Annotated in this window: 23 protein-coding genes; 14 read left to right on the top strand and 9 right to left on the bottom strand. The window is 69.8% G+C overall.

Annotated elements, in window-relative coordinates:
• The first annotated feature begins 37 nt into the window (after positions 1 to 37).
• On the top strand, positions 38 to 541 hold the full coding sequence (locus EDD31_RS03460) for a ClbS/DfsB family four-helix bundle protein (protein WP_123302923.1): 504 nt from the start codon (positions 38 to 40) through the stop codon (positions 539 to 541).
• Positions 542 to 556: 15 nt separating this feature from the next.
• On the opposite strand, the gene EDD31_RS03455 is transcribed toward EDD31_RS03460, so the two are convergent.
• From EDD31_RS03455 to EDD31_RS03430, 5 genes are all read right to left on the bottom strand, one after another.
• Positions 557 to 1,936 carry an NAD-dependent succinate-semialdehyde dehydrogenase gene (locus EDD31_RS03455; RefSeq protein ID WP_123302922.1) on the bottom strand — a complete coding sequence of 460 codons (1,380 nt, stop codon included), beginning with the start codon at positions 1,934 to 1,936 and terminating at the stop codon, positions 557 to 559.
• Positions 1,933 to 3,144 (bottom strand): ectoine hydrolase, encoded by a 1,212-nt coding sequence (doeA, locus tag EDD31_RS03450; protein ID WP_123302921.1) that lies wholly within the window; start codon positions 3,142 to 3,144, stop codon positions 1,933 to 1,935. Before doeA ends, EDD31_RS03455 begins: the two co-directional genes overlap by 4 nt.
• Positions 3,141 to 4,400: an aspartate aminotransferase family protein gene (locus tag EDD31_RS03445; RefSeq protein ID WP_123302920.1), complete on the bottom strand. Its 1,260-nt coding sequence runs from the start codon at positions 4,398 to 4,400 to the stop codon at positions 3,141 to 3,143. Before EDD31_RS03445 ends, doeA begins: the two co-directional genes overlap by 4 nt.
• Positions 4,401 to 4,712: 312 nt before the next feature.
• On the bottom strand, positions 4,713 to 5,048 hold the full coding sequence (locus EDD31_RS03435) for a DUF2530 domain-containing protein (protein WP_123302918.1): 336 nt from the start codon (positions 5,046 to 5,048) through the stop codon (positions 4,713 to 4,715).
• A gap of 65 nt (positions 5,049 to 5,113) precedes the next feature.
• Complete coding sequence (locus tag EDD31_RS03430; protein ID WP_123302917.1) at positions 5,114 to 5,509, bottom strand: hypothetical protein; 396 nt, start codon at positions 5,507 to 5,509, stop codon at positions 5,114 to 5,116.
• Between the two features lie 100 nt (positions 5,510 to 5,609).
• On the opposite strand from EDD31_RS03430, the gene EDD31_RS03425 reads away from it, so the two are divergent.
• Positions 5,610 to 7,088, top strand: a complete 1,479-nt coding sequence (locus EDD31_RS03425) for an NCS2 family permease (protein WP_123302916.1) — start codon at positions 5,610 to 5,612, stop codon at positions 7,086 to 7,088.
• Between the two features lie 96 nt (positions 7,089 to 7,184).
• Here EDD31_RS03425 and EDD31_RS03420 read toward each other — a convergent pair whose 3' ends face one another.
• Entirely contained in the window at positions 7,185 to 7,724 is a 540-nt protein-coding gene (locus EDD31_RS03420) for a YceI family protein (RefSeq protein WP_123302915.1), read from the bottom strand.
• Between the two features lie 275 nt (positions 7,725 to 7,999).
• On the opposite strand from EDD31_RS03420, the gene EDD31_RS03415 reads away from it, so the two are divergent.
• From EDD31_RS03415 to EDD31_RS03385, 7 genes are read left to right on the top strand one after another with little or no spacing between them, the layout of a single operon-like run.
• A complete protein-coding gene (locus tag EDD31_RS03415; RefSeq protein ID WP_123302914.1) occupies positions 8,000 to 8,767 on the top strand; it encodes a histidine phosphatase family protein in 768 nt (255 codons plus the stop codon).
• Positions 8,764 to 9,342, top strand: a complete 579-nt coding sequence (locus tag EDD31_RS03410) for a TlpA family protein disulfide reductase (RefSeq protein ID WP_123302913.1) — start codon at positions 8,764 to 8,766, stop codon at positions 9,340 to 9,342. Before EDD31_RS03415 ends, EDD31_RS03410 begins: the two co-directional genes overlap by 4 nt.
• Positions 9,343 to 9,354: 12 nt before the next feature.
• Entirely contained in the window at positions 9,355 to 10,140 is a 786-nt protein-coding gene (locus EDD31_RS03405) for a cytochrome c biogenesis CcdA family protein (RefSeq protein ID WP_425453684.1), read from the top strand.
• The gene (gene resB / locus EDD31_RS03400) at positions 10,140 to 11,717 is read left to right on the top strand and encodes a cytochrome c biogenesis protein ResB (RefSeq protein WP_123302912.1); all 1,578 of its coding nucleotides are present in this window, start codon (positions 10,140 to 10,142) and stop codon (positions 11,715 to 11,717) included. Before EDD31_RS03405 ends, resB begins: the two co-directional genes overlap by 1 nt.
• Positions 11,714 to 12,781, top strand: a complete 1,068-nt coding sequence (gene ccsB, locus EDD31_RS03395) for a c-type cytochrome biogenesis protein CcsB (protein WP_123302911.1) — start codon at positions 11,714 to 11,716, stop codon at positions 12,779 to 12,781. The genes resB and ccsB overlap by 4 nt, the downstream gene beginning before the upstream one ends.
• Before the next feature lie 36 nt (positions 12,782 to 12,817).
• Entirely contained in the window at positions 12,818 to 13,330 is a 513-nt protein-coding gene (locus EDD31_RS03390) for a PLD nuclease N-terminal domain-containing protein (RefSeq protein ID WP_123302910.1), read from the top strand.
• Between the two features lie 5 nt (positions 13,331 to 13,335).
• Positions 13,336 to 13,701, top strand: coding sequence for a DUF4229 domain-containing protein (locus EDD31_RS03385; RefSeq protein WP_123302909.1), 366 nt, complete (start codon positions 13,336 to 13,338; stop codon positions 13,699 to 13,701).
• Here EDD31_RS03385 and EDD31_RS03380 read toward each other — a convergent pair.
• A complete protein-coding gene (locus EDD31_RS03380) occupies positions 13,627 to 14,520 on the bottom strand; it encodes a 1,4-dihydroxy-2-naphthoate polyprenyltransferase (protein ID WP_123302908.1) in 894 nt (297 codons plus the stop codon). The two genes, EDD31_RS03385 and EDD31_RS03380, sit on opposite strands and share 75 nt — an antisense overlap.
• Positions 14,504 to 15,844 (bottom strand): AMP-binding protein, encoded by a 1,341-nt coding sequence (locus EDD31_RS03375; RefSeq protein WP_123302907.1) that lies wholly within the window; start codon positions 15,842 to 15,844, stop codon positions 14,504 to 14,506. The genes EDD31_RS03380 and EDD31_RS03375 overlap by 17 nt, the downstream gene beginning before the upstream one ends.
• Before the next feature lie 62 nt (positions 15,845 to 15,906).
• Between EDD31_RS03375 and EDD31_RS03370 the strand changes: the two genes are divergently transcribed.
• Positions 15,907 to 16,992 carry a DUF3048 domain-containing protein gene (locus tag EDD31_RS03370; protein WP_211336043.1) on the top strand — a complete coding sequence of 362 codons (1,086 nt, stop codon included), beginning with the start codon at positions 15,907 to 15,909 and terminating at the stop codon, positions 16,990 to 16,992.
• A 103-nt stretch (positions 16,993 to 17,095) separates the two neighbouring features.
• Positions 17,096 to 18,688: an OFA family MFS transporter gene (locus tag EDD31_RS03365; protein WP_123302906.1), complete on the top strand. Its 1,593-nt coding sequence runs from the start codon at positions 17,096 to 17,098 to the stop codon at positions 18,686 to 18,688.
• A gap of 28 nt (positions 18,689 to 18,716) precedes the next feature.
• Here the strand turns inward: EDD31_RS03365 and EDD31_RS03360 are convergent, their stop codons facing one another.
• Positions 18,717 to 19,715 carry a 1,4-dihydroxy-2-naphthoyl-CoA synthase gene (locus EDD31_RS03360; RefSeq protein WP_123302905.1) on the bottom strand — a complete coding sequence of 333 codons (999 nt, stop codon included), beginning with the start codon at positions 19,713 to 19,715 and terminating at the stop codon, positions 18,717 to 18,719.
• Positions 19,716 to 19,729: 14 nt separating this feature from the next.
• Between EDD31_RS03360 and EDD31_RS03355 the strand changes: the two genes are divergently transcribed.
• The 3 genes from EDD31_RS03355 (at position 19,730) to EDD31_RS14840 (ending at position 21,839) form a co-directional block, all read left to right on the top strand.
• A complete protein-coding gene (locus EDD31_RS03355) occupies positions 19,730 to 20,536 on the top strand; it encodes a DUF308 domain-containing protein (protein WP_148058855.1) in 807 nt (268 codons plus the stop codon).
• A 252-nt stretch (positions 20,537 to 20,788) separates the two neighbouring features.
• On the top strand, positions 20,789 to 20,989 hold the full coding sequence (locus tag EDD31_RS03350; protein WP_148058854.1) for a hypothetical protein: 201 nt from the start codon (positions 20,789 to 20,791) through the stop codon (positions 20,987 to 20,989).
• A gap of 97 nt (positions 20,990 to 21,086) precedes the next feature.
• Positions 21,087 to 21,839, top strand: a complete 753-nt coding sequence (locus EDD31_RS14840; RefSeq protein ID WP_211336042.1) for a hypothetical protein — start codon at positions 21,087 to 21,089, stop codon at positions 21,837 to 21,839.
• Positions 21,840 to 21,875 lie beyond the last annotated feature (36 nt).

Genomic DNA, 21,875 nt, shown 5'->3' with positions numbered 1-21,875 from the left:
CTGATCCACCGCAGCCCGTGGAGAACCGAGGCCGGTCATGGCTGTTCCAGCAACGAAGGACGAGCTCCTCACCGCGATCGAGAAGACCTTCGCGCAACTCGACCATGACCTCGACCGGGTGCCTCCCGCAGCAGCGCGGGAACCCGTGCTCGAGGGGCAGGTCAAGGACACCATGATGAGCCCGGCAGATCTGCTCGCCTACCTCATCGGGTGGAACCGGCAGGTGCTCATTTGGCATCAACGCCGGGCTGGCGGGCTCCCCGATGAGCTGCCCGCTCCTGGTCTCGCCTGGAACGAGCTCGGTCTGCTTGCCCAGCGCTTCTACGGCGACCATGCCGACGACGGCTGGGAGGAGTTGCGCCTTCAGTTCCGTGAGGCCAAGGACGACGTCGTGGCCCTCGTGGAGGGATACTCCGACGACGAGCTCTACGGGGCACCCTGGTACGGGAAGTGGACCATGGGGCGCATGATCTCCTTCAACACCTCCTCGCCCTATGCCAACGCCCGCCGTCGACTCCGTGCCTGGCTCCGCACCCGGTGAGCTCCCGCGCCGCGATCAACCCCGGCGCGGCCCCACCCACACCTGCTGGGCGTTGACGAACTCCAGGACGCCCTCGCGGCCCAGCTCACGGCCGTAGCCCGAGCGCTTCACCCCGCCGCTGGGCAGCCGCGGATCGGTCTTGACGATGCCGTTCACGGCCACCTGACCGGCGACGATCTGCCGGGCGATGGCCTCACCACGATCGGTGGAGGTCCACACGCTCGCACCGAGGCCGTAGGGCGTGTCGTTCGCGAGGTCCAGCGCCTCCTGCGCCGAGCCCGCCCGCAGCACAGCGGCCACCGGCCCGAAGGTCTCCTCCACGCACGCCGTCATACCCGGGCGCACCTCGGTGAGCAGGGTGACCGGGTAGAAGAACCCTGGCCCCTCCGGCAGCTCGCCGCCGAGGCGGCACTCGGCCCCGGCCTGAACCGTCTCGACCACCTGGCGGTGCAGGTTCTCGCGGAGGTCCTCCCGGGCGATCGGCCCGATCTGCGTGGTTTCCTCGCGCGGGTCGCCCACCACCAGCGCGTCGAGCCGCTCGTGCAGCAGCGCGACGAACTCGTCGTGCACGGCGTCCTCGACGATGATGCGCTTCGCGGCGATGCAGGACTGGCCCGCGTTGATGATCCGCATGGTCGCGATGGTCGCGGCAGCGGCCTCGAGATCGGCATCGGCCAGCACGATCGCCGGGTCCGATCCGCCGAGCTCGAGCACATGAGGCTTGATCTCTGCGGCTGCCACCGAGGCCACGGCCGAACCGGCCCGGTCCGAACCGGTGAAGGAGACCGCCTGGATCCGCGGATCCCGGATCGCGGCCTCGACGTCCGGCGTCTGCACGAGCAGTGCCTCGACCAGCCCCGGGGGTGCGCCCACGGACTCATCGAAGAGCGCGGCGATCGCCTGGGCGCAGCGCGGCACCCGCGGGTCATGCTTGAGCACGCCGGTGTTCCCCGCCATGAGGGTGGGAGCCAGGAAGCGGAAGGCCAGCCAGAAGGGCGCATTCCACGGCAGGATCCCCAGTACCGGCCCCAGTGGCAGGTACTGCACATAGCTGCGGGTGGCGTCCGAGGGAATCTCCTCGGTGGCCAAGTAGGCGGTGGCGTGCTCGGCGTAATGCTCCGCAGCCCAGGCGGCCTTGTCCACCTCGGCCCGGGCCTCGGTGATCGGTTTGCCCATCTCCAGGGTCATCAGCGGGGCGAGTTCCTCACGCTCGGCGCGCAGCCGACCGGCCACGGCGTGCAGGACGGCGGCACGCTCGGCGATGCTCCGCTGGCTCCAGCCCCCGAAGGCCCGGTGCGCCCGGCCGATCACCTGCCCGACCTCCTCAGGGCCGGCGGCCGGGACCTCGTGGGCGACCGTGCCGGTGCGCGGGTCGATGACGGTCAGCACACTCATGCTTCCTCCATGTTCTCGACGGCGCTCAGCACAGGCGCCGTCTCAGCCGGGGTGACGGTGAAGTCCTCGGGCAGGTCGAAGAAGGAGGCGCAACCGTCCGCGGTGACCCGGATGGTGTCGGAGATGCCCACGGTCTTGTCGCCGTCCACGCCCCACATCCACGGGATCACATGGAAGGTCATGCCCTCCTCCAGCACGGTGAAGTCGCCGGGGTTCAGGCTCAGGATGTATCCCTCGTCCCAACTGGGTGGGAAGGCGATCCCGATCGAGTACCCGGACCGAGTGACCAGGCGGGCATCGACGTCGTTGTCCGTGATGATGTTGCGCACGATCGAGTCGGCATCGGAGACGGTGAGCCCAGGGCGCATCTCGGCCTTGAGTTCGCGCAGCGCCATCTTCATCCGCTCCTGGGCCTTCTCCATCGACGGGCTCAGCTCGTCCAGCACCACGGTGCGCATCATGGCGGTGTGGTAGCGCCGGTAGCAGCCGCCGACCTCGAGGAACACGTGCTCCCCGGGCTGGACCTCGCGGCCCTCCCATGTGGCGTGACCGATCATCGACCGCGGCCCCGAGGCCACGTAGGGCATCACCGCGGGGGGTTCACCCCCGGCGCGGAACATCGCGGCGCTGATCGCCGCACCGATCTCGTTCTCGGTCACCCCCGGCTGCGCGGCCTCCAGCCCGGCGGCGATCCCGGCCTGGGTCGCGATCGCCGCCCGGGTCATGATCTCGATCTCCGCGGGAGACTTGCGGCGCCGGCCCTCCTCGACGATGCCGAAGCAGTCGCGCAGGGTGCCGCGCTGGAAGCTGGTGTGGATGCGGTCTTGCTGGTAGGCGGGGAAGAAGTAGCTGTTCCGCTCGTAGCCGATGCGCTTGGTGGCCAGATCGAACTCGGTGAGCGCGGCGATGAGCTGCTGGATCGCGTCCCCGGTGTCCGGGTAGGGCCGGGTGATCTCCACCCAGGTGCGCTCGATGACGTTGGACTCCTCCATGGCGCGCGTGATCATGAAGGGCTCGTCCTCGAGCGGGACGACCAGGGCCTGGAAGAAGGAGTACCCGGTGGTCTGGTAGTCGGTGAGGTAGATGAGGTTCTCGGGGTCGGTGATGATGACCGCGTCCAGGAGCCGGGCTGCCATGCGCTCCCGCAGTTCGGTGATCCGGCGCTCGTACTCCTCGGGCGCGAAGGTCATGTCGTCACGGCGCCTCATCCCGCGACCGCCGTCGCAACCGCCTGGTCGAGCAGGCCCAGCCCTTCGGTGAGGTCGTCCTCGGGGATCGTCAGCGGCGGGATCAACTTGATCACTTGCCCGTTGGTGCCGCACGGGCCGAGCAGCAGGCCACTGTGGAAGGCGAGGCTTTGCACCTCTTTGGCCAGCGCGCCGTCGTGCAGGTCCAGGCCCTGCATCATGCCGCGGCCGCGCACCTCCCAGCCGCGGCCCGGATGGGCGGCGGCAATGTCCTCGAGCGTGGCGCGCATGGTCTCGCCCTTGGCGTGGACCGCAGTCATCAGCTCGTCGTCGGTGAAGTAGTCCAGTGCCACCGCCCCGGCCACGAAGGACAGGCCCTGCCCGCGGAAGGTGCCGGTGTGGGCACCGGGGGACCAGTGCGCATCCACCTCCGGCTTGTTGAGGTTCATCGCGATGGGCGTCCCGAAGCCGCCGAGGCCCTTGGCGAGGGTGATGATGTCCGGGTCCAGGCCCATGCCGTCGAAGCTGAAGTAGGAGCCGGTGCGCCCGCAGGAGGCCTGGATGTCGTCAATGATGAACAGCGCACCGACGTCCCGGGCGAGCGCCTGGATGGCGTGCAGCCACTCGGCGCTGGCGACGTTGACGCCGCCTTCGGCCTGCAGCGGCTCCACCAGGAAGGCCGCCGGGGGCTTCTGCCCGCTGGAGGGGTCCGCGAGGGCCTGCCGGTAGGCCTCCAGCCCCGCCAGGCCGCCACCGGGGGAGCTCTCGTTGGGCAGGCGCACCACGTTCTCCAACGGCACTCCGGCCCACTGGCGGAAGGCGTCGTTGGCGGTCGCTGCCAGCGAGCCGAGGGTCATGCCGTGGAAGCCGTGGCTGAAGGCGACGACGTCGCTGCGACCGGTGGCCAGGCGCGCCAGCTTGAGGGCGGCCTCGACCGCGTTGGTGCCGGTGGGGCCCATGAACTGCATCTTGTGGTCCATGCCGCGCGGCTCGAGGATCACCTCGCGGAAGCGCTCGATGAAGTCCCGCTTGGTGGTGGTGTAGGTGTCGAGGCTGTGCGCGACACCGTCCCCTTCGAGGAAGGCGATCATCGCCCGCTTCATGCGTTCGTTGTTGTGACCGAAGTTCAGCACGCCGGCCCCGGCGAAGAAGTCGATGTAGGACTTCCCGTCCTCATCGACCTGGCGGGCATTCGATGCCGAGGCGAAGACCGTGGGGTACGCGCGGCAGTAACCGCGGACCTCGGACTCCCACTGCTCGAAGGGGGTGGTATCCATGTGTGCTCCTTCTATGGCGGTGTCGCGGCCTCCTGGGCGGCCCGGACGGCGGATGAGCTGTGGGGTGGCGTGACGTCGCCGTGGCGTGGCAGGTGCACGCGGGTGACCCGCTCCGGCTGGTCGCCGTTGACGCCGGAGCGGGGGCTGAGGACCGGTCCACGGCGGTGGTGGCGGATGCCGTGTGGCTGCCAGGCGCGCACATGACCTCCTCTACGGACGGCGCACGCGCACGTGGGGCCATCGACTACCGGTCGGGTGATTCTGGACACTTCGACGACCGTAACCGTCAGGACGCCAGTTCGTCGATACCTGCTAGGGCGCGGAGTTCCTCGCGGCCCGCTTCATCGCCTTCTGCTCGGCGCGCTGGGCCTTGATCTCAGCCTTCTGCGCCCGCTGGATCGCTCGCACGCGCTTGCGGTAGGCGCGGTAGACCCGCGAGTAGGCCCAGAGCATGCCGAGCAGACCGAGGCTGAGGCCGGCCACGCAGATCCACAACCAGCCCTCGGGGGCCCGGTCCATCAGGTCCAGCCCGGCCACGACCGCGGTGGCGATCAGCCAGGCCACGGTGCCCGTCCCCATGAGCGTGACGGGGTTGATCTTGGCCGGCGGCGGGGTCGGCGCATCACCGAAGAGGTCCATGGGCGGCATGGCCTGATCCTAGGAGACGCAGGCCACAGCGTCAGGGAGTTGGCGTCTCGGAGCCTGGATCGGATTCACGGCCCAGCAATCGGAATGAGCCGCGTCCACGACGTCCGGTCCCTCGGGCAGTAAAGCTCCAGGCCTGCGGGCGCGAGCCCGGCATTCGCCGGGTGGTGCGGATGCGCACCGCAGAGGGGGAGCGGCTGGCCCCAGAGCTGATCCTGGCTCACCTCCTGCTGGATGGTGTCGAAGAAGTGCAGCAGCGCGTGGCCGAAGTCGAATTCTTCCAGCGGAACGAAGCCCTGGGACCAGGCGGTGACGACGAATCGACGTTCCCGGTGCTCGGCCAGGATCCGGCCGGATCCGCGGTCGCGCCCGGGCTCGATCCGGATGCTCAGCCCGGCGTCCCGGAAAGCCTCGCTCAGCACGGTGCTGGCCAGCTCAGCGGGCGCGGGTGGTGCAGGGACCATGTGGCGAGGTTACTCACTCCGATTCGCCACCCACTGCGCGAGAGCGCTCACCTCGGCCGGCGTTCCGGAACGCGCCCGATATCTGACAGAATCCGCGCCTATGACCACCACTGCGCCGCAGGCCGGCGACACCGACGTGCCCTGGCTCGACCGCGCCTTCCGGATCACCGAACGCGGCTCCACGGTGGGCGGTGAGATTCGCGGCGGATTCGTCACGTTCTTCGCGATGGCCTACATCCTGGTGCTGAACCCGCTGATCCTCTCCGGCCCGGACTCCATGGGCGGATACCTCGGTGGCGGCGACGAGGCCAACATCCCGGCGATCGCGGCAGCCACGGCTCTGGTGGCCGGCCTGTGCTCGATTCTGATGGGTGCGGTGGCCAACTACCCGCTGGCGCTGGCCGCTGGCATGGGGCTCAACGCCTTCGTCATGTACGGCGTGGCCTCCTTGCCGGGCATGACCTGGGCCGACGCCATGGGCCTGGTGGTGCTCGAGGGCATCGCGATCTTCGTGCTGGCCCTGACCGGCCTCCGCGAGAAGGTCTTCCTCGCGGTGCCGCGCGCCCTGAAGGTGGCCATCACCGTGGGTATCGGCCTGTTCATCGCTTTCATCGGCCTGGTCGACGGCGGAATCATCCGCCCGGCGGCGGGCACGCCGGTGGAACTCGGCGTGGGCGGCTACCTCACCGGCTGGCCCACCGTGGTCTTTCTCGTGGGCCTGTTCCTCATCGCGATCCTCATGGTGCGCAAGGTTCGCGGTGCCATCCTCATCGGGATCGGCGTCGCCGCCGTGCTGGCCATCGTCCTCGAAGCCGTGACCACCATCGGACCGGGCGGCGAGGACAACGCCACGGGCTGGTCCAGCAACGTTCCTGCGCTGCCCGGCTCGTTCGGTGAGCTGGTCCAGCTCCCTGACTTCTCCACCCTGGGCCAGGTCTCGCTCTTCGGTGCCTTCACCTCCCCGATCGGGTGGCTGGCCGCGTTGCTGCTGGCCTTCTCGCTGATGCTCACCGACTTCTTCGACACCATGGGCACGATGGTGGCCGTGGGCGCCGAGGGTGATCTGCTGGATGAGGATGGCAACCCGCCCCACACCCGCCGGATCCTGCTCGTCGACGCCATCGGTACCTCCGGTGGTGGCCTGGCCGGCGCCTCGACCGCCACCAGCTTCATCGAGTCCGCCGCCGGTGTGGCGGACGGCGCCCGCACCGGCCTCGCGCCGATCGTCACCGGAACGGCCTTCCTCGGTGCGATCTTCCTGGCGCCATTGACCGCGCTGATCCCCTTCGAGGCAGCCACCCCGGCGCTGGTGATCGTCGGCTTCATGATGATGACCCAGGTGACGGCCATCCCGTGGAAGGACCTGGCCGTCGCCTTGCCGGCCTTCCTCACCATCATCTTCATGCCCTTCAGCTACTCGATCGCCACCGGCATCGGGGTCGGCTTCATCGCCTACACCGTGCTCACGGCGACGCGTCGGGGCGGGTTCAAGCAGGTCCACTGGATCATGTGGATCTCGGCGGCGGCCTTTGTCGTCTACTTCATCTCCGGGCCGCTCCAGGAGTTCCTGCTCGGCTGAGCCTCAGCCAGAGCCCGGCACCGCCGAGCACACGAGAAGGGCCGGTTCCCTGCGGGGGGCCGGCCCTTCTCGTCGAGCGACTCAGACGTGCTGAGGTCAGCCCTGGGGGATGGCGGAGATGTCCAGCTCGATGGAGATCTTGTCGCCCACCAGCACGCCACCGGCCTCAAGGGCGGCATTCCAGGTGAGGTCGAACTCCTTGCGGGAGATGGCGGTCTTGGCGGCGAAGCCCACGCGGGTGTTGCCGAAGGGGTCCACGGCCGAGCCGTTGTACTCGACCTCAAGCTCGACCGGCTTGGTCACGCCGTTGATGGTGAGATCGCCGGTGAGCGTGAACTCCTCGTCGGAGGAGCCGCTCACACCGGTGGACACGAAGGTCCACTCCGGCTTGTTCTCGGCGTCCCAGAAGTCGGCGGAGCGCAGGTGGTTGTCGCGGTTCTCGTCGCCGGTGTTGACCGAGGCGGACTGAATGGTGACGTTGGCCTGGGAGTCGGCCAGGTTCTCGGCCACCTGGATCGTGCCGGTGTAGGACTCGAACTTACCGCGCACGCGCGAGATGCCGGCGTGGCGCACGGAGAAGCTGAGCTCCGAGTGGGAGTTGTCGATGGTGTAGGTGCCTGCGGGAATCGCTGACATGAAGATCTCCTGATGTATCGGGGTGGCCTGCCCTGCGGCCCTAGGGACTCGTGAAGCCTCCCAGGTGCGGGCACGCCCATGGTGGACAGAACATGGCTGCTCTCGCACTGTAGGACGAGAACCCCTTTGCATGCAAATGCATGAAACCGGGACGTGCCAGGACGGGACTCGCCCGGGTCTCCGCCGTGCCGCTCTGGCCGGACGGGAAGGGCAATGTGAGGGCTGCCACGGCAACTCCGTCCTACGGAGCGTCGTAGTTTGCGAGACTGGGAGACATGGAGCGCACCATCGTCCACCTCATGCGCCACGGCGAGGTCCACAACCCCGCCGGGGTGCTCTACGGGCGCATCCCCGGATTCGGCCTCTCCGCACTCGGCCACCAGATGGCCGAGCGTGTGGCCGAGCACCTCGTCGCCGAGGGCCACGACATCCGCGCCGTCCTGGCCTCGCCGCTGCAGCGCGCCCAGGAGACCGCCACCCCCGTGGCGCGGGCCTTCGGGCTCGAGCTCGGCACCGATGAACGCGTCATCGAGGCGGAGAACCACTTCGAGGGCGTCAGCGTGACCCCGGCCGAGCTGATGCGCCCCGCCCACTGGCGCGCCTACCTGAACCCCCTGCGCCCGTCGTGGGGTGAGCCCTACCGCAGCCAGGTGGCCCGGATGCGCCAGGCGATCATCGATGCTCGGGGCCTCGCAGAAGGCGGGGAGGCGGTGCTGGTCAGCCATCAGCTCCCCATCTGGTCCACCCGCCGTCACCTCCAGGGTCGGCCGCTGTGGCACGACCCGCGGCGCCGGGAGTGCTCCCTTGCCTCCCTGACCTCGCTGACCTTCCTGGGTCAGCGCCTGATCGGCGTGCGGTATTCCGAGCCGGCAGGTGAGCTGCTCGTGGGCGCCAAGGACACCGTGCCCGGCACCTCTCCGGCCCTCATCCCCGCCGCTCCAGGCACCGTGGAGGCCACTGAGCAAGCCCGAGTCAGCGAACACGATGCTGCCGGTGGCGCCGGCGCTCCACCCCGTTCCGACTCGCCGGAGGCCTCCGAGTGAAGCCAGGTCTGGTGCTGGTCGCCCTCCTCGCTCTGGTACTGACTGCGTGCGCCCCGCCCGGCAGCAGCCAGGACGGCGTCATCCGCACCAACCCCGGCTACGAGGCAGGCGACGGATCCTTCTCCGTGTGGGAAGCCGATGAGCGCGACGAGCCCGTCGAGCATGTCGGCACCACCTACGAGGGTGAGGAGATCGACCTCGCCGAGCTGCGCGGAGACGTCGTGGTGCTGAACTTCTGGTACGCGGCCTGTCCGCCGTGCCGGGCCGAGGCCCCGGACCTGGCGGCCTTCCACGAGGACTACTCCGGCAACGGCGTCCACCTCCTCGGCGTCAACCCGCGTGACGACGCCGGAGCGGCCCAGGCCTTCGAGCGCACCTTCGGTATCCCCTATCCCTCCTTCCACGATGCCCAGGCACGCGGTGTGGCCGCCCTGGAGGGCAAGGTGCCGCTGCAGGCCATGCCGGTCACGGTGGTGCTCGACCACGAGGGCCGGGTCGCCGCCCGCATCCTGGGGCAGGCCGAGCCGGTCATCCTGCGCGGCCTGGTCGACGACGTGCTCGCCGAGCAGGCCTGAGGTCTCCCCCGCGTGAACTCTGTGGCGCAGTTCTTCGAAAGCACCGTGCTCAGCGGCTCGATGCTCGCTGCCCTGCCGGTGGCCGCCCTGGCGGGCCTGATCTCCTTCGCCTCGCCCTGCGTGCTGCCGCTGCTGCCCGGATACGTCGGCTATCTGGGTGGCATGGCGGGGGTGAGTTCCGCGGCCGTGGGCGGTGCCTCCGGCACCAAGCGCGCCACCGGCAGCGGGCGGCTCCTCGCCGGCGTACTGCTCTTCGTGGCCGGATTCTCCGCCGTCTTCATCATGCTGGGCGTGGCCTTCTCCATGGCGGGTGCGCTGCTGCAGCCGTGGATGGATGTCATCCTGCGGGTGGCCGGTGTGCTGGTGATCCTCATGGGGCTGGCCTTCTGCGGTTTCGTCCCCTTCCTGCAGAACGAGCGTCGCCTGCACGTGGCCCCGCGCGCGGGCCTGGCGGGGGCGCCACTGCTCGGCGTGGTCTTCGGACTGGGCTGGGCGCCCTGCATCGGCCCCACCCTGGCCGCTGTGCTGACGCTCTCCCTCGATACCGCCGACCCCGGGCGAGGGTTGGTGCTCCTGACTGCCTACTGCCTGGGACTGGGAGTTCCCTTTGTGCTCGTGGCCATGCTCTTCTCCCGCTCGGCCCACGCCATCGGGTTCCTACGACGGCATCGCCGTGCCATCCAGATCGCCGGAGGCGTCATGCTGATCCTGCTCGGCCTGGCACTGGTGACCGGCGCGTGGTCCTGGCTGGCCGGGCATCTCCAGGGCTGGGTCGCTGGATTTGAGACGGTGGTCTGATGGAACTGGGACTTCTCGGATGGCTACGCTGGATGTGGCGCCAGCTCACCAGCATGCGCGTGGCCATCATGCTGCTGCTCCTGCTCGCCGTGGCCGCACTGCCCGGCTCGATCATCCCGCAGGTCACCCATGACCCCACCGGAGTGGCTCAGTACCACCAGGACAGTCCGCGCCTGGCCGAGTGGCTCGACCGCCTGGGCTTCTTCGACGTCTACGCCTCGCCCTGGTTCGGGGCCGTGTACCTGCTCCTGTTCATCTCCCTCATCGGCTGCATCGTGCCGCGCACGGCTGTGCACTTCCGCGCCCTGCGAGCCGCGCCGCCGAAGGTCCCCAGCCGTCTCTCGCGCTTCCCGGTGCGCCGTGAAGCCACCGTCGAGGGCTCACGGGAGACCGTGGAGGCCGGCCTCGTCACCGCGCTGCGCCGCGGCCCTCTGGGACTGCCGCGCTATCGCACCACGGTCAGCCCGGAGGGCATCAGCGCCGAGCGCGGCTATCTGCGCGAGACCGGCAACATCGTCTTCCACCTCTCCCTGGTGGCGCTGCTGGTGATCTTCGGCCTCGGTCAGGTCTTCTCCTACCGCGGCCAGGCGATCGTGATCGAGGGGCAGTCCTTCGCGAACTCCGTGGTGGACTATGACTCCTTCGAAGCCGGCCGGTTCTTCGATCCGAACAGCCTGGAGCCCTTCACCTTCACGCTGGAGGAGTTCCGCTCCGAGTTCACCCCGGACGCGCAGGCGCGCGACTTCGCCGCCGACCTCACCGTCTACGAACCTGACGGCAGTGTGCGCGAGGAGGTGCTCGAGGTGAACCACCCGGTGGGCGCTGCGGGGGCACGGGTCTACCTCTCCGGTAACGGCTACGCCCCCGTCATCACCGTGGAGGACGGCGCCGGCGAGGTCGCCTTCTCCGGCGCGGTGCCCTTCCTGCCGGAAGACTTCGTCTACACCTCGCGCGGCGTCATCAAGGTCCCCGACGTCTCCGCCGGCCAGGAGCAACTCGGCCTGACCGGAGCCCTGCTTCCGACCGCCGTCGTCGAGGAAGACGGATCCGGCGCCCGTTCCCTGCACCCCCAGCCCAACAACCCGCTGCTGGTGCTCACCCTCTGGGCCGGGGACCTCGGCCTGGACGCCGGGATCCCGCAGAACGTCTACGTCCTCGACACCGAGGACATGCGCCAGATCTACGAGCCCCAGCCCGATGGCGCCGCCGGATCGGCGGAGGACGGGCAACGGCCGGTGACCCTCTTCCTCGAGCCCGGGGCCACGGTGGAACTGCCCGAAGGGCTGGGCACCATCACCTGGGACGGGCTACCCCGTTTCGCTGCCCTCGACCTGCGCTACGACCCCACCATGCCCTACCTGCTCGCAGCAGCGATCCTGTCCATGGCCGGCCTCTTCGCCTCGCTCTTCACCGCGCGCCGCCGCCTGTGGGTGCGACTCGACGAGCAGGGCGGATGCGTCCAGGTCGAGGCCGCAGCCCTGGCCCGCGGTGACGACGCCGGCCTGGCCAAGGACCTTGACCGAGTCTTGCACGCTGTGGGCATCGAACCGCCTCACGACGAAAGGCACCAGCCATGACCGATCTCGCCCTGGCGAGCCTCAACCTTGTCTACGGTGCGATGGCCGCCTACACCGTGGCTCTGGTGGCCTTCGCCATCGACCTCTCCGGGTTGCGGGACCGCGGGCCTGTGCCCGTGACCGAGCGTCCCCGGCGCGCCGCCGGGATCGCGGTGGCCACCACCTGGCTCGGTGCCGCCCTGCATCTCGGCGCGGTGGTCTCCCGGGCGGTCGCCACCACCCGCGCTCCGTGGGCGAACATGTACGAGTTCACCCTCGTCTCGACTTTCGTGGCCGTCGCGATCCTGCTCTGGATGCTGCGGATGCGCCGCGACATGCGTTTCCTCGGCGTCTTCGTGGTGGGTCCGACACTGCTGCTGCTCGGTGTGGCCGTGGCCGTGCTGTACGTCCAGGCCGACGACGTCATGCCGGCGCTGCAGTCCTACTGGCTGGTCATCCATGTGTCCGTGGCCACCATTGCCACCGGTGTGGTCACGGTGGCTGCCACGCTGTCGGTGTTGCAGCTGGTCCAGGAACGGGCCGAGCGCAACCGGATCGAGGCCGCGGCCCGGCTCGATCCGGCCGAGGCGGTGCCCACCAGCTCGGCCGCCCCGGCCGCCGCCGGGACGGGAACCGGCATTCTCAGCGGACAGCCCACCGACCGCACCAGCTGGCAGGACGATGTCGAGAGCGCCACCAGCCGCACCGGCGCCCTCGAGTCCGGCGCAGCCAAGCAGGCCCCGGCGCGCAAGCTCATGAGCCACCTGCCCAGCTCGGCCGACTTCGAGCGCCTGGCCTTCCGGCTCAATGCGATCGGCTTCATGCTGTGGACCTTCACGATCATTGCGGGTGCCATCTGGGCCGAGCACGCCTGGGGCCGGCCCTGGGGCTGGGACCCCAAGGAGACCTGGTCGCTGATCGTCTGGGTCATCTACGCGGCCTACCTGCATGCGCGCTCGACCCGCGGATGGGAGGGGCGTGGCGCAGCCGTGCTCTCGATCCTCGGCTTCCTCGCCGTGATGTCGAACTACTTCCTCGTGAACCTCATCTTCGACTCCCTGCACTCGTACTCGGGAATCGGCTGAGCCCCGCGTTTCCTGAGATCAACCTAGGCTGGCACTATGCTCCGCTTGCTCCCCGTCTTCCTCGCCGTCGCGATCTGGGTCTACGCCCTCGTCGATTGCGCGCGGACGCCTGAGGACGAGATGCCCTACCGCGTGCCCAAGGTCGTCTGGATCATCCTCGTGGTGGTCTTCCCCTTCGTCGGTGCCGTGGCATGGATCATCGTGAGCCGAGTCGCGCGTTCGCAGAACGGCGGCGGGTCCGGCGTGTGGAGCTCCGGGCCGCCGAAGCCTGGGCGCCCCAGCGCGCCCTCGGGGCCTAGGGCCCCCGATGACGACCCCGAGTTCCTCTTCCGGATCGAGCAGCGACGGCGGCGAGAAGCGGCGGCCGAACGCCGCCGGCAGGCGGAGAAGCGCGGTGAGAAGCCTGGGCACGACTCCGCAGGTGGCGGTGACGCCCGCGAGGGTGGCGCCCCGGGCACCGGCGCTCATGGCGGCTCTGCCGATGAGCCCGGCGAGGGCAACCCCGGTCCCTCCGGCGGCAGCGCGCCCGACGTCGACAGCTCCCGATGAGGTTCGTGCTCTACACCCTGATCCGGGTGGGCCTGATCCTCGCAGCAGGCGTGCTCCTCTCCCTGGCGGGTCTGCGCTCCTGGCTGCTGTGGATCACCGCGATCCTGGTGGGTGCGATGGTCTCCTTCCTGCTCCTGCGCCGTCAGACGGCCGAGTTCTCGCAGTCACTGACCAGCCTGACACCTCGGCGGACAGCAGGCCGGCAGGCCGCGCAGGATGCCGCCGCAGAGGATGCGCTGGTGGACCAGGCCGCCGAAAGCGAGGGAGACCGTGCGCCGCGCGTCGGCGCGGCCGAGTCAGAAGGTGGCCGGGGGAATCAGGGCGATGGTGAGGAAGATTCCGTAAACCAGGACCAGAAGCCCCGTCCCTGACAGCAGCGGGATCAGGTCCCGCCCCTGGGCGGTGGACAGTGCCCGCGTGCTCAGCCGGAGGGCGGCCGGTATCAGGACGGCCATGAAGAGCACCGCCGTGGGTGCCCAGAAGGCGCACAGGCCGCCGAGGGCCAGCGCCGTCCACACCAGGGCCACATAGGCGCGCCGCGCACGGCGCTCGCCCAGGCGAACCGCCAGTGTTCGCTTGCCGGAGAGCGTGTCCGTGGGGATGTCACGCAGGTTGTTCGCCATCAGGATCGCGCAGCTGAGCAGCCCCACTCCGCTCGCGCCCAGCCAGGCCGTCGGCGGCAGGGTGTAGCTCTGCGTCCAGGTGGTGCCGAGGGTGGCGACCAGGCCGAAGAAGACGAAGACGAAGACCTCGCCCAGGCCCAGGTAGCCGTAGGGCCGGGCGCCGCCGGTGTAGTACCAGGCCGCCAGCACGGCGAGAGCGCCGACCGCCAGCAACCACCAGGTTCCGGAAACGGCGACCAGTCCCAGTCCGAGCGCAGCCGCCACCGCGAAAGAGGCGAAGGCTGCGCGTTTGACCGTGCCGGGCGCGGCCTTCCCGGTGGCGGTCAGCCGCATGGGGCCGGCCCGGACGTCGTCGGTGCCGCGGACGCCGTCGGAGTAGTCGTTCGCGTAGTTCACGCCCACCTGCAGGGCCACGGCCACGCCCGCCGCGAGCAGTCCGCGGGGTACGGAGACTCCCAGTGTGGCCCCCTCGCGCAGGGCTGCGCCGGTGCCGATGAGCACGGGCGCCAGCGCCGCCGGCAGGGTGCGTAGCCGCGCACCCTGGATCCATTCAGTGGCCGTGGCCATCGGTGCCTTCCTTCTCAGAGATGTGCTGTACTGCGAGCCGGGCGGCAGCCCGGCGATCGCGCTTGCCTGGTCCGAGCGTGGGGAGTTCGGTGGTGGTCACCAGCGCGCGCGGCGCGTGCGGCGGACCGAGTCGGCGGATCACCTCCGCCCGCAGCTCCGCCAAGCTCGGGGGGCGATCCGGTGCCGTGGGCACGACCACGGCCACCACGGACTGTCCCCAGCGTGCGTCCGGGATGCCGACCACCATGACCTCGGCGACTCCCTCCATCGCGCCGAGGAGATCCTCGACCGGGCCGGGGGAGACCTTCACCCCGCCGGTATTGATCACGTCATCGACCCGGCCCACGATCTGCAGCCGACCGTCCCTGATCACGCCGAGGTCGGAGGTCTGCAGCCAGCGGGTGCCGGCGTCGTCGAGGCGGAAGCCGCTTCCGGAAGCTGCGCGCCCATCGACCGTCTCGGCCGGCTGGTCGAGATAGCCGGCAGCAAGCATGGGGCCGGAGATCTCCACTCGTCCGGGCACAGGCTCCTCGTCGTGCGACGGTGGATGTGGCGCTCCCGATGCATACCCGGTCATGATCCGCACGCGCATGCCCTCGAGCGGGAGACCGTCGTAGGCGCAGCCCCCGCAGGTCTCCGTCATGCCGTAGCTGGTCACGAGGGACAGGCCTGCCGCGCGGGCGGCCTGCTGGAGCGAGGGCGCAGTGGCTGCCCCGCCGACCAGCACCGCCGAAGCCTGACGCATTGCCCCGAGGACGGCGGGGCCGCTCTGGAGCACCCGGTGCAGCTGGGTGGGCACCAGGGAGACGTAGGCGCGGGCGCCCCTAGCTGCCTGAGTGATGGCCTCGGCCAGCCGGTGGGGGTCGAATCCGCCGCTGGTGTCCACCAGCACCGGCTCGGTGGCCCCGACCACGGAACGCACCAGGATCTGGAAGCCGGCAATGTGGTGGGTGGGCAGGGCCAAGACCCACCTTCCCGGTCCGCCCAGGGCCTGTTCGCCGGCGCGGGCCCCAGCGCGGAGGGCCTCGGCGGTCACGGCGATGAGATGGCCGCGCCCGGAGGTCGAACCGGAGCTGCGGAGCACCGCCACGGTGCCCCCCGGCAGCGGGATGCGTGCGCGCTCACTGATCTCGGTCAGTGCCGCGTCCGCGGAGGCTGTGGGCTCGTGCGGAAGCAGCGGGCGGGGTGAGGCCGCCGTGCGGGAGTCCGGCTCCTCATCACCCAGCCGGAGGCGGAGCGCTGCCATCAGCCGGACCACGTCCTCACGACCGGTCCCGCCAGGGAGGGGGAGCAGTTCATCCGGTCGGATGGCGGTCGGGGGCACTGGTCCACCCTACGGCGGCCTGGCGCGGCAGAAATGCCGCGCCGGTTGCCTACAGTGTGCGCATGCAGCTTCCTCGTGAACCGTCTCGGCGCGCTGTCACGGCAGGGTTGGCCGGCATCGTCCTGGCTGGGTGTGGCGTCTCCAGCGGCCGCCTGCACGAACCGTCCTTCTCGCCCGAGCCCCCTGAAGAGCCGGAGCCGGAACCCACCGAGGAACCGGAGCCGGAGCCCGTGATCTGGCCGCTGACCGGCATCGAGTACGACGGGTCGGAACTGCCGGAACGGACGGCTCTGGCCGTCAAGGTCGAGAACTCCGTGCAGTCCCGGCCTCAGACCGGGCTGGAGTTCGCCGATCTCGTCTTCGAGCAGCAGGTCGAAGCCGGCATCACCCGGTTCAACGCGATGTACCACTCGGTGGTGCCCGAGACCATCGGACCGATCCGCTCGGTGCGGCCGATGGACGCCGCCCTCGCGGCGCCGATCGCGGGCGTGCAGGTCTTCTCCGGGGCGCAACCCCCCTTCACGGCGCGTGTGCGAGACGCCGGCGTGCAGACCATGATCTTCGACGCCTCCGATCCCGGGCTGGCCCGGCGCGGCAACCGCCCGGCTCCGCACAATGTCTACGCCGACGTCGAGACCCTGTACGCGCACGCCAACACCACCGAGGGGCCGGCTCAGGATCTGTTCCACTTCTCGGAGGACCGCGACTCCGCCACCGCTGCCGAGGTGGGTGAGGAGCCGATCAACGAGATTGCCATGACCTTCAGCGGGCCCACTGGCTCGGCACCGGGGTGGCGGTGGGACCCCGAGGCCGAGGTCCGCGGGATTCCCGGCGGAGCGTGGCAACGCCTGGAGAACGGCGTCGAGCAGCTCACCACGGATTCGAATCCGATCCGCGCCACCAACGTGGTGGTCCTGCGGGTCGAGATGGCGCCCTCCGAGGCCGATCCGCACGTGCCGGAGACCCTGCTGCGCGGCTCGGGGGAAGGCGTGGTCTTCACCGGAAATCGCGTGGCCAGCTTGACCTGGGAGAAGGGTGGCGAGGACTCCGCGCCCCTGCGCCTGACCCGCGAGGGTGATCCGATCCTGCTGGCGCCCGGGATCACCTGGATCGAACTTCTGCCTCACTCAGGGGTGCTGAGTTACTGAGCTCAGCACCCGGCTTCGGTGGTCCTGAGCCCGTCCGATCTGGCGATACACTAGGCGGTGGGAGCACACCGTGACGCCGCTGCGGCGAAGGAGTCGATCGTTCATGCCCGTGCTGCCCCTGCTTTCGCGAGAGAAGACCGTGGCCAAGCCCGGCTTCAACCGATGGCTCGTCCCGCCGGCGGCCTTGCTGGTGCACCTGTCCATCGGCCAGGTCTACGCCTCGAGCGTTTACCGCCGTGACCTGACGGCGCACTTCTCCGACGACTGGCTCGCCTCCCTGCTGGGGGAGCAGACCTCGATCGGTCTGATCTTCTCGATCGCCGTCGTCTTCCTCGGTCTTTCGGCAGCGGTCTTCGGCAAATGGGTGGACCTCGGCGGCCCCCGCCAGGCGATGGTGACTGCTGCCGCGCTGTGGACCACCGCCTTCCTCGTGGGGTCACTGGGCATCGCCACCGAGCAGCTCTGGTTGCTGTACCTCGGCTACGGGGTCATCGGTGGTATCGGCCTGGGCATCGGCTACATCTCGCCGGTCTCCACTTTGATCAAATGGTTCCCCGACCGGCCGGGCGTGGCCACCGGCATGGCGATCATGGGCTTCGGCGGTGGCGCCGCAGTGGCCAGCCCGCTCTCGGCCTGGCTGCTCGGCATGTACGACCCCGACCGTGCCGAGGTGGGCGTGGCCAGCGGCAGCGCCCTCGCGAGCCTGTTCCTCACCTTGGGCGCGATCTATCTCGTGGCCATGCTGATCGGCGCTGCCCTGGTGCGGGTGCCCGCCGACGGCTGGGCACCGGAAGGCTTCGACAAGAATGCCGTGGCGACGAACGCCATGATCACCCGGGCGTCGGTCTCGGCGAACAACGCCTTGAGGTCCCGCCAGTTCTACCTGCTGTGGATCGTCCTGTTCGTGAACGTCACCGTCGGCATCGGGATCCTGGAGCGCGCCGAGCCGATGATCCAGGAGTTCTTCCCCGACTCCACCGCGATCACCGCGGCCGCGGCTGCGGGCTTCGTGGGCCTGCTCTCCCTGGCCAACATGCTGGGCCGCTTCGGCTGGTCCTCACTCTCGGACAAGCTCGGCCGGAAGAACATGTACATGATGTACCTGGGCGTGGGCGCCACCGGCTATCTGCTGCTCGCGCTCTTCGGTGCCTCCTCGGTGGTGGTCTTCGTGATCCTCACCGCCGTGCTGCTCAGCTTCTACGGCGGCGGTTTCGCCACGATCCCGGCCTACCTGCGTGACATGTTCGGCAGTTTCCAGGTGGGAGCCATCCACGGCCGGTTGCTGACCGCGTGGTCGGCCGCCGGTATTGCTGGCCCGCTCATCATCAACCGCACCCTGGACGCCTCGGGCTCGGGCGAGGTACGCGCGGCCGACGCGGCCTTCGAAGCCGGCGACTACCGTCCCGCGCTCTTCATCATGGTCGGTCTCCTGCTGGTCGGCTTCGTCGCCAACCTGCTGGTGAGGCCCGTGGACAGCAAGCACCACGAGCCGGAGGAGGAGGCCGTGGCGGCAAAGGAGGAGGCAGCGGTGGCGGCGCAGGAGGTCCCCGTCGATGCCCCCGCGGCCGGAGTGTCTACTCCAGCGCCGCGCCCACGGCGATCGCCCATGCTGGTGTTCGCGTGGATTCTCGCCGGCGTGCCGCTCAGCTACGGCATCATCATGACCGGAATCAAGGCGAGCCAGCTCTTCCTCTAGCGCCCGGCGGAGCGCCGGCCGGGCCGGGCTAGAAGTAGTAGGGGTACGGGCTCCAGTCGGGATCGCGACGTTCGAGGAAGGCATCGCGGCCTTCCTGTGCTTCCTCGGTCATATACGCCAGGCGCGTGGCCTCGCCGGCGAAGACCTGCTGTCCCGCGAGGCCGTCGTCGGTGAGGTTGAAGGCGAACTTCAGCATCCGGATGGCCTGGGGTGACTTGGACGCGATGATCCGCGCGTACTCCAGGGCGAGATTCTCCAGCTCCTCGTGCTCGGCCACCTCGTTGATCACGCCCCAGCGCTCAGCGTCCTCGGCCGAGTACTCCCTGGCGAGCAGGAAGATCTCGCGGGCACGCTTGTCTCCCACCTGCCGGGCGAGCAGCGCGGAGCCGTACCCGGCGTCGAAGGAGCCCACGTTCGCGTCGGTCTGCATGAAGCGGGCGTGCTGGCGCGAGGCGATCGAGAGGTCGCACACCACGTTCAGGCTGTGCCCACCTCCGGCTGCCCAGCCCGGGATCGCGGCGATGACCGGCTTCGGCATGGTGCGGATCAGGCGCTGGACCTCCAGGATGTGCAGTCGGCCGGCGCGGGCCGCATCGATCTGCTCGCGGCGCAGATCGGTGGGTGCCGTGGCATCAGCATCAGGCACCTCGTACTGGTAGCCCGCGCGGCCGCGGATGCGCTGATCGCCACCGGAGCAGAAGGCCCAGCCCCCGTCCTTGGGGCTGGGGCCGTTCCCGGTCAGGATGACCGCGGCGACATCGGGCGTCATCCGGGCGTGGTCGAGAGCGCGGTAGAGCTCATCGACGGTGTGGGGGCGGAAGGCGTTGCGCACCTCGGGCCGGTTGAAGGCGATGCGGACCACCGGCAGGTCGCGCTCGCCGCTGGTATCGCCACTGCTCGCCTCGCGCGCCGCAGCCCGTTCGACGCCGCGGTGGTAGGTCACGTCAGTGAGATCCTCGAAGCCGGCGACATCGCGCCAGCGCTGCGGATCGAAGAGGTCGGACACCGGCTCGGGAACTGAAGTCATGCGCTCAGCAGATCATGACGATTGCCCGATGCGCCATGATGGAGACCGACGTGACCGACGAAGGGGAGATCGAGATGACCACGCCCGGCCCTGGTGCCGAACAGCCGAAGGACCCCTCGGATCCCTACGCCGATCTCCGCGGCCGGCAGCCGGAACCGCTCGCCTACCCGTCGTACTCCGCGCCGGCGGGTGATCAGCCCGCGACGGCGCCCTCGTCCCACCACGCCGCACCCACGCAGCATGCGGCGCCCACGCAGCACGCCCCGGCCCAGCCTGTGCCCCCGCAGCCCTTTCCGCCTCAGCAGCCGGGCTACGGCGCGCCAGGTGGCTACGACGGCGCGCCGCCGGAGTACGCACCCTGGGGTGCCCCGGGGTCGGCCTTCCGGCCGTCCTCGGAACGCCCGGGCACGGTCATTGCCGCGGCGGTGATGGTCTGGGTGGGTGCCACGGCGCCGACGGTGGCCGGGATCCTCGCCCTGTTCGGTGGCGGCATTGCCACCTTTCTCTTCAGCTCGGTGGTGGGGCCGAGCGACCTCGGCTTCGCTCCGGCGGCCGTGGGCGTGCTCTTCGTTGTTGTGGCCCTCATCTGCTTGTTGTGGGCCGCGCTCATGGTCTGGGCGGGGATTGCGGCCTTCCGCGGCCGCGGCTGGGGCCGGTGGGTGCTCGCCGTCCAGGGTGGGCTGTACCTGCTGCTCGCGGTCGGTACCCGGCTGCTCGTCCTGGACCCGACCGTGATCATTGACCTCGCCTATGTCGGCGGCTGCCTCACGATGCTGTTCCTGCCGCCATCGAACCGGTGGTACGCCCAGATGCGCTCCTGAACGGCTGAGAGCGCGCTGGCGGCGGCGCTGCTGGCCGGCTCCACAGCCGCGCAGCTCCATGCCGGACCAGTTCCGTACCCCACCGGATCCACGCCGGACCGGCTCTCAGGGTCATCCCGGAGGTGCGGTGCGGGCCCCGATGGAGTCTTCTCCACCCAAAGGATGACTCGAAACCATCCCACAGCCCGACGCCATCGCGGTGGGCTCTCCGTAACGTTCTGTGCAGTGAGCACGAGAACCATGGAGGACCGAATGTCAGTGGTGATGGACGTGACCAGGCACGAGAACGACCGGGCCGAACGCGGGAACGGGGCCCCGCACCCAGAACCGGCCGATGGCGCCTCGAGCCCGCGGCCGCGTCCCCGGCACCCGGTGAGCACCTTCGTGCTCTGTACCGCTGCCGTGCTGGTGCCGATCGGCCTGGCGGCTGCGCTCGTGGCACTGCTGGGCTGACGCCGGCTGTGCTGTCCGGCTGACCGTGGGCTTGCATTCGCCGTTTTCGGGTGACATGCGCCAAGATGGGCCGCACGATCAGCGACCAGGGAGACTCATGAGCACCCCATACACGCCCCAGCCCTCCGACGGCAGCCCCGAGCAGCCCTCTGCCGGCACTCCTGGTCAGTTCGGTGGCCAGAACCCGCAGTACGGCCAGCAGCCCCAGTACGGCCAGCAGAACCAGCCCCAGTACGGGCAGCAGCCGCAGTATGGTCAGCAGCCCGAGTACGGGCAGCAGGCCCAGTACGGCGAGCAGCCCCAGTACGGCCAGCAAGCGAGCTATCAGGGCGCCGAGCCGGCCCCGTGGGGTCCGGCGCCGACACGTGACCCGGGCGCCCGTCCCGGACTGGTCACCGCCTCCGCCATCCTGTCCTGGGTGGGCGCGGCCCTGCAGATCATTTTCGGCCTCCTGGTCGTCCTGGCGGGCAGCGCCTTCACCGACGCCCTGGTCGATGAGATCCTCCGCGACCCCCAGCTCAGCCAGCAGGACGCGCAGACGATCGAAACTCTCCTCGGCGCTGTCACCGTCATTGGCATCGTGATGATCCTGTGGGCCGCGGCCGTCGCCGTCTTTGCGACCCTGGCCTTCCGCGGGGCGAACTGGGCGCGCTGGGCAGTGGTGGCCACCGGCGGCATCGCTCTTGCCCTCAACCTCTTCAGCCTGGTCCTCGGCAACGTCTTTGCCATCCCGGTCATCGCATGGGTCGGTGCCGCCGTGGTCTTCCTGGTACTGCCCCAGGTCAACGCCTGGTACAAGGCGAAGTCCGCCGGATCCGGCCAGGCGCATCCCGGCTCCTACCCGGCCTGACCGCAGCGCGCCGGGGGCGGTGCATCCCGGCCTATC

Source organism: Bogoriella caseilytica (assembly GCF_003752405.1).
Lineage (GTDB): Bacteria > Actinomycetota > Actinomycetes > Actinomycetales > Actinomycetaceae > Allobogoriella > Allobogoriella caseilytica.
Note: the sequence above shows the minus strand (reverse complement) of the source record. Positions and strands in the feature narration are given on the sequence as shown.